The following is a 14,917-nucleotide window of genomic DNA, read 5'->3' as shown; positions in this document are numbered from 1 at the left end:
CCGGACAGAATAGCAATTCTCCATTTTACCTTCGTGCCGCTCAAGACTATCAGAACTGAATGGATATGCCTGACCGACATTTTCTGGAACGTGCGCTGGAACTCGCACGGCGCGGCGCTGAAGCTGGTGAAGTACCCGTTGGCGCTGTGATTGTATCACCGGAAACTGGTGAAGTTATTGCAGAAGCGCATAACGCACCGATATCAGGCCATGACCCAACCGCTCACGCAGAGATCCTCGCGCTACGCAAGGCGGCAGAGAAACTGAACAATTACAGGCTTTTTGGCCTGGATCTATATGTGACACTCGAACCATGCGCCATGTGTGCAGGCGCCATCGCAAACGCTCGCATCCGACGAGTGATCTTCTGTGCGGAGGATGAGAAAGGCGGTGCGGTCATCAATGGCGTCAAATTCTTTGATCAGCCAACCTGCCATTGGCACCCGGAAATCACCCGAGGTGAGCTGGCGGATGAAAGCGCTGAACTCCTTCGGGATTTCTTTCGCGCCAGGCGAAAAAAGAAGTCTGACGAATCAGATGAGCAGCTCAGCTAGCCAATCCTTGTAACCTTCGGCACGTGCGCGAAAACGCTCCCTCGCCTCTTCCGGTGTTCGACAAATGAACTTCACTTTGGCGCCGGGTCTCAGCTGCCCCAGTTGAAAACGATCGGATCGAATAACCTGCAACACATGAGGATACCCGCCTGTTGCCTGTGAGTCCGCAAGCAGGACAAAGGGCTGACCATCCGGCGGTAACTGGACGGTGCCAGGGAATACAGCTGCACTCTGAAGTCGCTCGGCGTTAGAGAGTTCAAGCACTCCATCTTCCAATTGGACGCCCATACGGCTCGAGCGCTGCCCGACCGTGAATTCCTGTTGGAAGATGTCCTGACCGGGACCGAGCATGTCAAAATCGGGGCCCGGACATACCTGAAGCAGAAACAGATCGTTGAAAAGCGGTCGAAGCGCCTGCGGTGTTTCCACTTCATCCGGCAAACGATGATGTCTGATCTGGATTTCATCCCCATCCTGCAACGCCCGACCATCAAGACCGCCAAACTTTGCCGGCAAATAGGTCGACTTTGAGCCGAGAAATTCGTTAGCGACGACGTCTCCAGCCAAGGCCAGATAGGTGCGGCATCCATTCAGCGCAGGCCCGATATCCAGAATATCCCCGGCTTCCGCCAGATAGGTTTCATGCATGTGCACAGGCACATTGTTGAGGCGTGCCTTTACGTCTGCACCAGTGAGCGCAAATCCGATATCCTCCGAGAAGACAAGCTTTCCGCCGGTCAGCGTAAACTCCAAAGCCACAGCGCTCTCCGGGTTTCCAACCAGTCGATTGGCGAGCGACATGGAAAGCCGATCTGCAGGCCCGGCCGCTGGTACGCCGAAATGGCGGTTTCCGCGGCGCTCTCCCGCCTGCAGGGTCGTCTGCATTCCCGCTTTCAGAAACTTGAGGCTCATGACTGTGCCACCGCTTTCAGTTTCACCCGGCTACCCGGTTTCAACGCGAACGGCGTTTCCCATGAGGTATCAAAAAGCGGCGTCTGGATTTTGCCTATGATCGGCCAGCCTCCAGGTCCTGCCAAGGCATAGGTTCCGCACATTCCGGCTGCGAGGCCCAAAGATCCTGCTTTCACCGATTGCCTTGGCGTATCCAGCCTCGGAACATGCAAATGTTCCGGCACGCCGCTCATATACGCAAAACCCGGTGTAAATCCCAGCATCTCGACGCGCAGCTCAGCAGCGCACAAATCCTCTATGATCTTGTCTTTGGACAGGTCCAGCGTGTTCGCGACAAGATCAAGGTCGGGCGCGACGTCTCCACTGAACACCGCTTCAAGCTCTATGATCTCGGCAGATGCTTCTTCATGATCGGATGCGCTTTGAGTTGCCTGTCCAATCAGAGCCTGCACATCGGCAAGACTTAACTGCAACGGGTCAAACTGAAGCGTGATCGTGTCCATACCATCGACCACCTCCTCAAACTGATCAGTCGAACGAAGCGCTCGTCCAACGGCCCGCATCGTTGCGCGATCAGCACCAGAAAGTCTGATCAGATCATCGGCCATTTCGAAAAATTGAAGCTCGGGGTCCAACACGTCAGGCATATGCTTTTACCTCTATTCCCTGATCGATCAGATGCGCCTTCACTGTACGGGCGATTTCAGCCGCGCCGCTTGTGTCCCCATGCAGGCAAAGCGTTTGCACGGGGAGTGAAATTCGCTTCCCGGCGAGCGTATTGACCTCGCCGCTCCTGGCGAGTGCCATCGCCTGGTCCGTCATCAGCGAGACGTCTTTGTGAACAGCGCCCGGCAAGGACCGCGACACGAGAGAGCCATCCGCTTCATAGGCCCTGTCGACGAAGCCTTCCGCCAGAAAACGAAGACCATGTTTTTCAGCTTCTGTTTCCAGTTTCGAATTCGGCGGTCCGAACAGGACAGAAATTCCGGTTTCAGTCAGCACATCACAGATGCATTCTGAGAGCGGCTGAGATTTCGCCGCTTCATTATAAAGCGCGCCATGCGGCTTCATGTGCCGCACGGAAACCCCCTCAGCGGCCGCCAGTGTTTGAAGTGCCCTGACCTGATCTGTTAGACTTTGCTTCAGCTCGCTGAGTGGCATCTCCATCGCTCGCCGCCCAAAACCTTCTTTGTCCGGATAGGATGGGTGCGCACCGACCAGAATACCGCCGTCTCTGGCGAGGCGCAGGGTGGCAGCCATCGATACGTCGTCGCCTGCATGCCCGCCGCAGGCAATATTGCAGGACGTGACCGTTTTCAGTATTTCGGCGTCTAGCGCTCGCCCCGCATCACCTTCCAATTCGCCTATGTCTGAATTCAGATCGATCTGAGGCATTATGGCCAAACTCCAATCGCGCGCAAAATCAGCCTTACACCAAGAAACAAGGTCACCAGAACCACCAACGTTCCAAAGATATTGGAGAGACGCCCGTTTACATGCGCTCCAAGCAGGTCTTTGCGGTTCATCGCGTACAAGAGTGCGCAGGCGATAATCGGTAACAGAATGCCGTTCGCAATCTGAGCAATCAAAATCACATTGACGGGCTTTTGATTGCTGAAGACAGCAACGCCGGTTCCAATCAGCAAGATCACTAGGGCCGTCGTTCGATAGATGAGATCATGCGCGCGCCCCTCATGCCGATTGAGGATTTCGGTCAGCGCATATCCCGTTGCCATGGGAGCTGTAATGGACGAGGTCAGTCCGGCGGCGAATAATCCGATACCCACCAGATACTTCGCGAACTCGCCATAAGTCGGCTCGATCGCTGCCGCCATGTCCGTCGCGCTGGATATCTCCGCCGATTGACCAAACAGGCTGGCTGCTGCCGTGGACAAAACGAGAATCGAGATCAGACCGCCCAGGCCGATTGAGAGCCCGGTATCTGCCACAGCAGTGGCAACGGTCTCTTCGTCTGATTCCTTCCAGCGCTTGCGAGCCGCTGCCGCATGCAGAAACAGATTATAGGGCACAATGGTCGTTCCGATCAGTGCAATCGCCGTCAGAAGCCCGCCTTCCGGAACACTCGGAATTAGGCTTGACAGCATGGACCCGATATCCGGTCGCACAAGGATCGCGCTAACGGTAAAGGACAGCGCCATGATCATAACGAGCCCTATCAGGAGCTTTTCGACGATCTTGTATCCGCCCAGAAGCAGCACAGCAGCGGCCAGCAAAGACAGGACAAGAACGATATTCTTGGTCTGTGAGGGGCCGTTATCGCCGATGATGGCATCAATGCCGAGTGCGCCTCCGGTGAGGTTTCCGGCCTCATATGCGGCGTTCCCCAAGCCCAGAGCAGCAAGAATCAGAACGGCCAGAACACCTTTCAAAACCGGATTACCTGCTGTGCGCATCAATGCTTCGCCGAGGCCCAGTCGCGCACCGACGCCCAGTCTTGCAGCCATACTTTGCAGTATGATCGTCGCGAATGTGGCGAACACCAGCGTCCAGATCAGGGCAAAACCGAAACTGGCGCCCGCAACCGTGCATGCCGTAACCGTGCCGGGACCGATAAAAGCAGCAGCGACAAGCGCGCCGGGGCCAATGGAAAGCTTCATTGTCGTCCTCATGATGAACTTCGGAGCAACCCTATGACCGGCCACCCATTCGGACAACCGAAAGCATCCGCTTTCCACCCGACGCCAATGCTCCAGAACGAAAAAAGGGCGACGCGGATTGGCGTCGCCCTTCGTAATGTTTCTATCATATCACCTACTCTGCGGGGACCACGGCACTCTTTGAATGATCGCCCTTTTCCAGGTGAAACGTTTCCCGCTTTGTCCCTGTCACGAGATATAGAACGAACCGTTTCACATCTGCACCGATGCCATAGAGCGACGGCACCAGGAACAAGGTGACGAAAAGCGCAAACAGCACACCGAAAGACAGGCCGATACCGATCGGCACGAGCCATTGTGCCTGAATGGATGTTTCCGTCATGAGTGGCAACAAGCCTACAAAGGTCGTCAGAGACGTCAGCAGAATTGGACGGAACCGACGCGTGCCAGCCTCCACCATGGCTTCCATACCGGAATAGCCTTTCTCCCGCAGTTTATGGACATAGTCGATCAGGACAAGGTTATCGTTCACGGCGACGCCTGCAGCCGCAACGATCCCAAGGAATGAGAACAAGCCAAGTGATTGTCCCATCGCGAAGTGACCGAATATGCCGCCCGTTATACAGAACGGAATTGCAGCCAGCAGGATCAGGAACGGCTCTGAGTAGCGTCGGAAAGCAACCGCCACGAGGAAGTAGGCAACGCCGATCGCGATCATCAGCAACATCATGATCTCGCTGACGAGTTGTGCTTCGCCTTCGGCGCGACCAATACTGCCACGCGTGATGTTCGGGTGTGCTTTATCAAACTCCTCGAAATAGCCGTCATTGAGCGCGCTGCGGATTTCACCAATGCGGTCCGTTGCGACTTCTGCGCTGATGACAATTGCGCGTTGACGCTCGCGGCGACGGATCTGCGAAATACCCTTTCCGAAACTCAGGTCAGCAACAGCTGAGAGCGGCACTTCACGACCGTCCGCAGTCTTGATCCGGATCGTGTTGAGGAAGTCGATGCTCTGACGTTCTTCAAGTGGATAGCGAACAAACACCCGCACATCCTCTCCGTCGCGCGGCAAACGCTGCACTTCTTCACCGAAGAAGCCCTGACGCACCTGACGGTTCACTTCCGCTTTCGTAATACCCAGCGCTTCGGCGCCCGGTTTGAGTTCGAACTGGATCTCGTCAGCCGCGCTCTGGCTATCGTTCACCACGTTGTAGACGCCCTCAAAGCTACGAAGCTTGCTCATCAGATCGTTTGCAGCAAGGTTCAGATCCTCAAGGCTCTGTGAGTTCAGAACATACTCAAGTGGTGGGCCGTTGCCGCCGCCCTGATAAGACACTTCAATCGCCTCTGCATCCGGAACGTCACCAATGAGTTCACGCAGACGGTCAGCGGTTTCAGCAGCCGTCAGCGTCCGATCTTCCGGCTGTACCAGCTTCACGAGTGCAAGTACCTGACTGTCGCGAGACCGAGTGTACCAGTTCTCGATCAGCTTGCCTTCGCCGTTTGTGCTGTCATTGATCTCTGCTTCGAGTGTCTTTTCAGCAATCTGAATCTGCTCGAGCACTTCAAGCGTTCGCGCATATGGCGTGCCTTCCGGCAAATCGACCGTAATCGCAATCTGATCGGACTCGCCCTCAGGGAAGAACTCCGTACGCACCAGATTGTTCGTGACCAGACCAAAGCTCAGGATCATCATGCAGACAAAGCCGAGCGCCGTCAGATACCGGTGACGCAGAACGAATTCCAGCGTCGGTCGGTACAGGTTACGTGCAAACCAGACGATGCTGTTCGCCAGCGAAGACTGGAATTTGGTAATCGGATTCGTCGGATTCACCGGTTTCAGGTGCGCCAGGTGCGCTGGCAGGATGAGAAGCGATTCCACAAGAGAGAAAACCAGCGCCAGGATCACCACGAGTGAAATGGAGCGTGTGAACTCGCTTGTCGGCCCGGACAGGAACATCCATGGCGCGAAGAAGATCATGGTCGTCAGAACCGCAAAGATGACCGGCTTGATGACTGAAATCGTGCCATTGATGGAAGCTTCCAGCCCCTGCTCACCTTCTTCCGTTCGCGCGTGTATCGCTTCGCCGACGATAATGGCGTCGTCTACAATGACGCCGATGACCAGCAGGAATGCGAAGGTGGAGATCATGTTGAACGACACATCGTTCATCGGCAGAAGCGCCAGGCCACCCGCAAAGGCAATTGCGATACCACCACACACCCAAAGCGCGATCGTCGGACGCAGGAACAGCAGAAGCGTGATCATGACGAGCACGAGACCCGTAATGAAGTTCTCACCAATCGTCTGCATACGGCCCGTATAGTCCTCGGCCATATCGTTCCAAAGTGTCAGAGACATGCCTTCCGGCACATCCGCTGCAATGCGGTCGAGATAGCCACGGACATTTTCGGACATCTTCACAACATCCATATCCGGACCACTCATGATCTGCACGAGGATCGCGCGCTGACCATTCACCGTCGCCATCAGATCGACCTGCTCAAAGCCGTCTATCACGTCAGCAATGTCGCCGACGCGAATAACCGCGCCGTTTGGCATTTGCTTGACGATGATATTTTCAAACTCTTCGCGGGTATCAGCCTGAGCACGTGTACCGAGCTGAACTGCCCCGCCATCGGATTTCACCGTACCGGCCGATGAGTTGATAGACGTCGCGCGCACAGCCGTTGCGACTTCAGAGAGTGTCATGCCGTAGCGACGCAGTGTTTCTTCCGAAACCTCAATAGAGATTTCCTCGCCACGAACACCGAAAAGTTCTGCAGACGGTACATAGCCGAGCTGCGACACATCACGGCGTATCTTTTCAGAATAGCGCTTCAGTTCCTTTTCGGTGACCGTTTCATCGCCCATGACAGCGATCCGGATCATTTCATTCTGGCTGCTCCAGAGACGGATCTGTGGCGGCTCCGCAGCTGCCGGAAATGTACTGATGGAGTCGATTTCGCGCTTAATGTCCTGGAGAAAGTCATTCTTGTCGCGATCAAGGTCGCCACGGACAGAAATGATACCGACACTTTCCTGCGAAACAGACCAAAGTTCATCAATGCCTTCAATGCGACTGACGGCTTCTTCCATGCGCACCACAAGCTGTTCCTCGACATCCTGCGGCGAAGCACCAAGCCATGTAATGGAGACCTGCGCACCCGGGATTTCGACATAAGGTTCGATTTCCCGCTCCATGCTGAAATAGGCCACCAGACCACCGATGAGGATGGCAACCATGAGCAGATTGGCTGCAACTGCGTTGCTCGCCCACCATTTGATGAAACCCTTCATGGCCTACTCCTGCAGCTGCGTGTTGGCGGCGGATGCAACAACGGCGCCCTGTCCGCGACGCGCGTCGGCCTCATCGACGGGCTGAACTTTCATCCCTGTCGCCGGACTTTTCACCGGTGAGGTCACAACCGTTTCGCCAGCTTGCAGACCTTCCGTAATGACCGCTTCTGTCCGATCAGATGAGGCAACGCCGACCTGACGGATTTCAAGCGTATCGACATCAGAAACGACATAGACCTTGTCTTTGCCACGCAACGCTGTTCGGGGGATGGTGACCGCATTCTCGATAGGTCGACCATCAATCTCGGCTGAGACGTAAAGACCGTTAGCAAGCGGTGTCCCGTCCGATGCGCCCGCTCCGTATGGGTCTTTGACCTCTGCATAGGCGAAAAGCACGCGGGTATCCGGATCGAAGCGAGAGTCGGTTCTGGTGATACGCCCCTTCCAGTCATAAGAACGGCCAGCGACAACTGCAGACAGAACAACCTCCGGGCCAGGTTTCGATGCATTGGCCTCAAAGCCAATACCAAGATCCAACGCAGCGAGGTCGGCGTCTGTCAGTGCGAGCGGCACTTCAACGACGTCGCTGGAGTAAATCGAGCCGAGCATACCGCCGGGCGTGATATAGGCACCAACATCCACAGATTTTGCCTTTACCCGACCGGTGAAAGGCGCGCGGATTTTGGTGCGCTCCAGCGCGAGTTCCGCTTCGGAGAGCGCGGCAATCGTCGAAGCAAGTCTCGCTTCTGCTTCTGCGACCTGTGGCTCACGCAATGCAAGGTCGGACACCTGATCAATACCAAGTTCCTGCGCGTTCAGTTTCGCAATGTCGGCCTCAGACTGTTCGCGCTTCAGAGTGGTGCGCGCCTGAGCGACATTCGCGCGGGCCTGAACCACACGGAGTTCATATTCTTTCGGATCAATCCGGACCAGAACGTCGCCTCTGGAGAACGACCCTCCGGTCAGGAAGGCAGGCGAAACGTAAGAGATCCGACCACTGACTTCTGAAGCCAGATTGACTTCCGATCTCGCCATAACCTCGCCCTGGGAGCGAACCTTCAGTTTGACCTCTTCCGCTTTGGCGGTGGTGGTCAGAACCGGTAACGCTTCAACCACGTCTTCTTTTTCTTCCGGACGAGGCGCTGCGGCGTTCATGCCGACAAGACCTGCGCCGGTTACACCAATGATCGCCACTCCGACGCTGAGCACCAGAAAACGTTTCAGCCATAATCCTTTTTTCGAACCATTCTCTGGCGCCAGTCTGACGTCCGACATCTTTCTTTCCCTCTGTCTTGTGCGAAGGCACAGCCATTTTGAGGGTATCCCTAACTCAGAACTTATTGTTTTTCAATAATGCTTTCTCGTTTTTCATTATTTTTTGATTGTTTTTCAGTGTTTCCTCGTCGTTCTGCGATATATGCGAAACTCCTAAATAGCCCCACCACTACAGGTTATTTCCTTGCAAAAGCGCCCCCGAAGCCCACGTTTGATGTTCAAGTTCAAAAAGCGTGTCAGTCCCGTTTTCCGGGCCTCACACCTGTCACTCCGTTTTCTGAAAGTTCTGAATATGCGTCTGCATCTCTCCACATGGCCCGATATCGAAGCGTACTTGCAGAAGAGCAAAACCATTGTGATTCCCATCGGGTCTACGGAACAACACGGACCAAATGGGCTGGTTGGGACCGATGCCCTTTGTCCGGAGATCATCGCCGAAGCAGCTGCCAAGCAACGAACGTTTCTGATCGGACCGACGTTTTCCGTTGGTGTCGCTCAGCACCATCTGGGCTTTCCCGGCAGCATGACGCTTCGACCGACCACAGTCATCGCAACCATGAAGGATTGGACGGATTCCCTGACCCGGCATGGCTTTGAGCGGATTTTCTGGCTCAATGGTCACGGCGGCAACACCGCGACCATCCAGGCGGCGTTTGCAGAGATTTATGCTGAACGCAGCCTGCGTCAGGCTGGCCATAATGAGAATATGGACCTCAGGCTAAAAGCCGTGAACTGGTGGGAGCTACCCGGTGTGATGAGTGTTTGCACCCAACAATTTCCGTCCGGCGACGGCATGCATGCAACAGCATCCGAAGTCGCCGTGACCTATGCCGCCTATCCCGATCAGGTTCGTAACGTAGAGATGTCGCCCCGGATTGCTCCAGTCGGTCGGTTCCGGGATGCAGACCATTATCGCAAAACGTTCCCGGATGGCCGCATCGGGTCTGATCCTTCACAGGCAACGCCTGAGAAAGGCCAGATCATTATTGATGCTGCGGCGAAGTCGCTTTGCCATCAACTTGATCTCTTTGAGGGCGAAACGGAGTAAACTCAGCTATAATGCATGAGGATATCATCGATGGCGCGTTCCAGATCTTTCAGACTGGTCATATGCGTCATCGTCGTACAGTGGGGCTGATAGCGGAGCATTTCGCTATCACCGGTCCCCCAAAGCGCCTTGCCTTCGGGTGACAGCCAGACGAGACGTTTCGCGCGCGATGTCGCTTCTTCAAACAGGTCCAGCCTCGGATCACCATAGTTGGACCGTCCATCGCCCAGAACAATGATTGTACTCCGGCGGTCGATCAGGGACCAGTGATTGACCTTCATATCGGACAAAGCCTGACCGTAATCGGTCGATCCCCAGCCTGCTTCCGTCATGATCCGTTGCATGGCGTTCTCAAAGCCCGCCAGATCCGTATCGAGGTATGAACCGACATCCTTTAGCCGCGCCGAAAATGCGAAGGTGTAAATGTCTGGCACCACATCTTTCAGGCAATAGAGGAACAGCAGAAGAAAGCGCACATGTCTGGCCACAGAGCCGGACACATCGCAGATCAGGATCAGCTTAGGTCGATCTTTTTTGGTCTCACGCCAGGCAATATCGAATGGCACACCGTCGCGTCCGGCATTGCGCCGCAATGTCTTACGAATATCGAGTTGGCCGCGATTCTTTTTCTTTCTCCGCCGCGAATGCTTGGTCGCAAGGCGCTTGGCGAGCTTTTGCACCAACGGCTTCATGCGTTCGATATCGGAGCGATCCATATCGTTGATACGTTTTTCGGAGAGGTATTCCTCGCGAAACCGCTGGGTCTCACTGGCACCGAAAATATCGAATTGCTGCTGCACATAGGCTTGCGCTCTCCGCGTCATATCGCGGCGCGCGTCAATCATCTGCTGTGCCTCACCCTCTCGTTCGCCCGAAGTATCTTTCAAGGCATCGAGGAGCTGTTTCTCCATTCGCTCAACACCCATCTCCTTGAGCATTTTCTGCGCGTAGAAAGACACCTGTGTGGAAAAACGAATATCCTGAACGCTGGCCGCGTCTGCGGCACGCTCCATGGCGACAGCGATCTCGGATTCGTCTCCGGACTGGGCGAGATCCAGGAGATCTTTTGGACCGGCATCCTCGCTGGCGTCTGAATTCGCCTCACCGTCGTCGGACTGTTCATCCTCGCTCGTCGTTTCAGGCGTGTTCGACTTTCTCGAAAAAAACAGGTCGAACAGGCGATCATAAGTGCCCTTTTCGCCTTCCGATTTTGCCAGCACATGACGCAATGACGTCTTCAGCATTGAGCGGTCATTGTAACCGACCAGTTTCAGTGTCTGAACAGCATCGAGTGTTTCCGCCGTCGAGACATTCACGTCAGCGGAGCGAAGCGCGCGAACAAAGTCTGTGACCGTTCGCTCTACGCTCATGTGAAACTCGGATATCCGGACGGCAGACGCGACTCATCCGTGCTACTCGCAGCTTTTCGCGCCATGGAGCCAATGCTGTTCGCCGTCGCATCGATATCGCTCTCATATTTGAGGAGCACATTCAGCGTGCGACGAACCAGCTTTTCATCAAGACTATCGGCATGCAGAAGGAGAAGCGTACGCGCCCAGTCCACCGTTTCCGAAATGGACGGACGTTTGCGCAAATCCATCTCACGCAATTCGTGGACAAAGGTCACGAGCTGTTTCAGCAGATCATCGGAAATGTCTGGCACACGCGCTTTGACGATTTCACGCTCGCGGTTCACATCCGGAAAGCCGATGAAGAGGTGAAGACAACGTCTCTTGAGCGCGTCACCAAGGTCACGCACATTGTTTGACGTGAGAATGACGATCGGCGGCACATCCGCACGGATGGTGCCAAGTTCCGGGACCGTCACCTGATAGTCAGACAGAACCTCAAGCAAAAATGCCTCAAATTCCTCGTCCGACTTGTCGATCTCGTCGATCAGCAGGATGGAACCGGCCTTTTGTTCCATCGCGCGCAATAGCGGGCGCGGTTCCAGAAAGTCATGCGAGAAGAAGAGGTCTTCGAAGGTCGCAAGCTTGCCTGTCAGCTGCGCGATTGTGCCAGCCTCCCCGACGACTTCGTTGAGCCTGTCCTTGAGTATCTGTGTGTAAAGGAGCTGCTTGCCGTATTTCCACTCATAGAGAGACTTGCTCTCATCGAGCCCCTCATAACATTGCAGGCGTTCCAGCGGCACATCCAGCATGCGGGCGAGCGATTGCGCCAGTTCGGTCTTGCCGACACCAGCAGGCCCTTCGATGAGGACGGGTTTGCGGAGATGTACAGCGAGATAAATGGCCGTCGAAATATCTTCAGATGAGATATAACCGACAGATTCCAGACCGGTCGACACCGCTTCTACAGAAGCAAGCGAACCATAGTGCTCGGCAATGCGATCAGGCGTTTGAGTCATGCTCTAAGGGGTAAGCGGTCTGCGAGCATGCGGCAAGCGATGCCGTAGCGAGAGCTGACTATATTTTCCGCTCTCGCTACACTGAGCCCTTACTGATGCTTGCTGAGTTCGGCCTTTTTCAGCTTCTTCGCCAGCGACCATTTGTGGACCTCGGTCGGGCCATCATAGATGCGGAAAGCGCGCACCTCACGGAACAGCTGTTCCACAATCGTGTCACGAGACACACCCATGCCGCCCATCGCCTGAACGCAGCGGTCAGCCACCCGGAACAGGGCCTCAGACACGGCAACCTTGGTCATGGAGCTTTCGACATTTCCGTTCTCGCCGCGATCGAGCGCTTCGGCGCACCAGTCGATCATCAGCTCTGATTGTTTCAGATCGATCTGGTTTTCCGCCAGCATGAAGCCAACACCCTCATGGTCGATCAGCAGCTTGCCGAACGCCTGGCGCTTGCACGCATATTCTGTCGCGATTTCATGAGCGCGGGTCGCAACGCCGTGCCAGCGCATGCAGTGTGACAGCCGCGCCGGCGCCAGACGAATTTGCGCATAACGAAAGCCCTCGCCCGGATTTCCAAGCATCTGAGATGCTGGCACGCGCAGATTGTCGATCGTCACTTCGGCGTGGCCACCCGGCATGGAGCTGTCGATGGTATCGAGCAGGCGGTCAATCTTGATGGCCGGATCCGGCAGATCGACCAGGAACATGGTCGCGCCTTCTTCAGATTTGGCCATGATGATACCGACCTTCGCACCATCTGCGCCTGTGATGAAGGTCTTCTTGCCGTTGATGATCCAGTGATTGCCATCCTGAACGCAGGTTGTCTGCATCATGCCAGGGTCTGATCCGGCACCGCCATCCATGGCTGGCTCCGTCATGAAGAAGGCAGAACGCGCTTCTCCTGAAACCAGCGGATCAAGGAACTGAACGCGCTGCTCGTCATTTGCGACCTTACCGATCAGGAACATATTGCCTTCATCAGGGGCCGCTGTGTTGCAGGCAACAGGCCCCAGAGGTGAAAGGCCGGTCTTTTTCAGAACGTAAGCGGTTTCCAACTGGGTCAGATGGTCATGACCGTTTGGGATATGAGGTGTCATCACACCCGCTTCCCGAGCCTTCGCACGCAGCTCACGCACGAGATCATCGGATGGTCCGTGATCTTCAAGACGCGGGTCTTTCTCGTAAGGCGCAACAATGTCGCGGACAAAACGTTCGACTCGCTCGCCAATCTCTCTGGCGCGTTCTGAAATCTCAGCCATGGACCACCCTTCCTGTTTTTCTCATCCTGCAATGAAAACTCCGGGGAGGAATAGCAAGCCATATCGTTGCGTCACCCTGTCAGGAAAAACAGGCACCGGGCTGGGCTTTCAACCGCAGAAAATGATTCCAGTTTTAGACAATCAAATGGAAAGCTGTCGCGATTTACGGCCTCAAACATTCGAAAAGTGAAATTTTTGTCTGTTTCTTGGTTGGCTATCCTAACGTTACCGGTTGATCGTTTTGTACTTCTGTCGAACAAGTCTTCGTCATAGAACACAATGTTCGTAAGCCATGTCTTGGGAGAGTTAGTATGCCAGAAGCTTATATTATTGATGCGTGCCGCACACCACGTGGCATTGGTAAGGTCGGAAAAGGGTCTCTTGCCCACCTCCACCCGCAGCATCTTGGCGCCACAGTTCTGAAAGCGCTGAAAGAGCGCAACAACATCAACACGGCTGAAGTCGACGACATCATCTGGGGCACGTCGAGCCAGCGCGGCAAGCAAGGCGGCGACCTCGGACGCATGTCTGCGCTTCTGGCAGGATACGACCTCAAGGCTTCCGGTATCACGGTCGACCGCTTCTGCGGCTCCGGCATCTCGGTTGTGAACATGGCTGCTGCGTCAATCATGTCTGGCATGGAAGACATGGTCATTGCAGGCGGCTGCGAGATGATGTCCTACACATCTTCCAGCGCTGACCCGAACAAGCTGCCTCTTATGGATGCGGACAACCCGGCTCTGCGTGAACTGCACCCGCAGTCCAACCAGGGCGTTTGCGCCGATGCAATCGCAACGATCGAAGGCATCAGCCGCGAAGCAACAGAAGAGCTCGCACTCGAAAGCCAGAAGCGTGCAGCGCGCGCCATCGAGGAAGGTCGTTTCGACAAGTCACTCGTGCCGGTCTACAACGAAGACGGTTCTGTTGCGCTCGACAAGGAAGAGTTCCCACGTCCGCAAACAACCAAGGAAGGCCTTGCTGGCCTCAAAGCAGCCTTCACCATGCTGGCTGACATTCCTGTAGACGATCAGGGCAACACCTATCGCAAGCTGATCAACAAGAAGTATCCTGACGTGGAAATCGAGCACATCCACCACGCTGGTAACTCTTCTGGCGTTGTCGACGGTTCCGGCGCTGTTCTTCTGGCGTCTCCTGAGTACGCGGAAAAGCAAGGCTGGAAGCCACGTGCGAAAATCGTCGCAATGGCTAACATGGGCGACTGCCCGACACTGATGCTCAACGCACCCGTTCCTGCTGCGAAGAAAGTGCTCGAGAAAGCAGGCCTGAAAAAAGAAGACATCGACGTCTGGGAAATCAACGAAGCGTTTGCTGTCGTTGCTGAGAAATTCATCCGTGACCTCGATCTTCCACGCGAGAAGGTCAACATCAATGGCGGCGCTATGGCACTCGGTCACCCAATCGGTGCGACCGGCTCCATGCTCATCGGTACCGTTCTTGACGAACTGGAGCGCAGCGGCGGCAAATACGGTCTCGTGACCATGTGTGCTGCTGGCGGCATGGCTCCTGCGATCATCATCGAACGCATGTAATCCATTCGACGACGGTTCGATCGGAAAGA

General features: G+C 55.3%; 12 protein-coding genes. 3 read left to right on the top strand and 9 right to left on the bottom strand.

Features of this window, described 5'->3' with window-relative positions:
• The first annotated feature begins 59 nt into the window (after positions 1-59).
• Entirely contained in the window at positions 60-554 is a 495-nt protein-coding gene (tadA, locus tag ACFQDM_RS17085; protein ID WP_377381258.1) for a tRNA adenosine(34) deaminase TadA, read from the top strand.
• Here the strand turns inward: tadA and ACFQDM_RS17080 are convergent.
• From ACFQDM_RS17080 to ACFQDM_RS17055, 6 genes are all read right to left on the bottom strand, one after another.
• Positions 534-1,466 (bottom strand): 5-oxoprolinase subunit C family protein, encoded by a 933-nt coding sequence (locus ACFQDM_RS17080; RefSeq protein WP_377381256.1) that lies wholly within the window; start codon positions 1,464-1,466, stop codon positions 534-536. The two genes, tadA and ACFQDM_RS17080, sit on opposite strands and share 21 nt — an antisense overlap.
• On the bottom strand, positions 1,463-2,113 hold the full coding sequence (locus ACFQDM_RS17075) for a 5-oxoprolinase subunit B family protein (RefSeq protein WP_377381253.1): 651 nt from the start codon (positions 2,111-2,113) through the stop codon (positions 1,463-1,465). Before ACFQDM_RS17075 ends, ACFQDM_RS17080 begins: the two co-directional genes overlap by 4 nt.
• The gene (gene pxpA / locus ACFQDM_RS17070; RefSeq protein ID WP_377381250.1) at positions 2,106-2,861 is read right to left on the bottom strand and encodes a 5-oxoprolinase subunit PxpA; all 756 of its coding nucleotides are present in this window, start codon (positions 2,859-2,861) and stop codon (positions 2,106-2,108) included. The genes ACFQDM_RS17075 and pxpA overlap by 8 nt, the downstream gene beginning before the upstream one ends.
• Entirely contained in the window at positions 2,861-4,084 is a 1,224-nt protein-coding gene (locus tag ACFQDM_RS17065; RefSeq protein ID WP_377381248.1) for an Nramp family divalent metal transporter, read from the bottom strand. The genes pxpA and ACFQDM_RS17065 overlap by 1 nt, the downstream gene beginning before the upstream one ends.
• Positions 4,085-4,238: 154 nt before the next feature.
• Entirely contained in the window at positions 4,239-7,388 is a 3,150-nt protein-coding gene (locus tag ACFQDM_RS17060; RefSeq protein WP_377381246.1) for an efflux RND transporter permease subunit, read from the bottom strand.
• Positions 7,389-7,391: 3 nt separating this feature from the next.
• Positions 7,392-8,663: an efflux RND transporter periplasmic adaptor subunit gene (locus ACFQDM_RS17055; RefSeq protein WP_377381244.1), complete on the bottom strand. Its 1,272-nt coding sequence runs from the start codon at positions 8,661-8,663 to the stop codon at positions 7,392-7,394.
• A gap of 292 nt (positions 8,664-8,955) precedes the next feature.
• Here ACFQDM_RS17055 and ACFQDM_RS17050 point away from each other — a divergent pair, with 292 nt between their 5' ends.
• Positions 8,956-9,711 carry a creatininase family protein gene (locus tag ACFQDM_RS17050; RefSeq protein ID WP_377382489.1) on the top strand — a complete coding sequence of 252 codons (756 nt, stop codon included), beginning with the start codon at positions 8,956-8,958 and terminating at the stop codon, positions 9,709-9,711.
• A gap of 2 nt (positions 9,712-9,713) precedes the next feature.
• Here the strand turns inward: ACFQDM_RS17050 and ACFQDM_RS17045 are convergent, their stop codons facing one another.
• From ACFQDM_RS17045 to ACFQDM_RS17035, 3 genes are all read right to left on the bottom strand, one after another.
• Positions 9,714-11,081, bottom strand: a complete 1,368-nt coding sequence (locus ACFQDM_RS17045) for a vWA domain-containing protein (RefSeq protein ID WP_377381241.1) — start codon at positions 11,079-11,081, stop codon at positions 9,714-9,716.
• Entirely contained in the window at positions 11,078-12,079 is a 1,002-nt protein-coding gene (locus tag ACFQDM_RS17040) for an AAA family ATPase (RefSeq protein ID WP_377381239.1), read from the bottom strand. The genes ACFQDM_RS17045 and ACFQDM_RS17040 overlap by 4 nt, the downstream gene beginning before the upstream one ends.
• A gap of 89 nt (positions 12,080-12,168) precedes the next feature.
• Complete coding sequence (locus ACFQDM_RS17035) at positions 12,169-13,338, bottom strand: acyl-CoA dehydrogenase family protein (RefSeq protein ID WP_377381236.1); 1,170 nt, start codon at positions 13,336-13,338, stop codon at positions 12,169-12,171.
• A 311-nt stretch (positions 13,339-13,649) separates the two neighbouring features.
• Here ACFQDM_RS17035 and ACFQDM_RS17030 point away from each other — a divergent pair, with 311 nt between their 5' ends.
• Positions 13,650-14,888 (top strand): acetyl-CoA C-acetyltransferase, encoded by a 1,239-nt coding sequence (locus tag ACFQDM_RS17030; RefSeq protein WP_377381233.1) that lies wholly within the window; start codon positions 13,650-13,652, stop codon positions 14,886-14,888.
• The last annotated feature ends 29 nt before the right edge of the window (positions 14,889-14,917 follow it).

This window comes from Ponticaulis profundi, from assembly GCF_042659465.1.
Taxonomy (GTDB): domain Bacteria; phylum Pseudomonadota; class Alphaproteobacteria; order Caulobacterales; family Hyphomonadaceae; genus Ponticaulis; species Ponticaulis profundi.
This window is presented reverse-complemented; position numbering and strand designations above follow the sequence as displayed.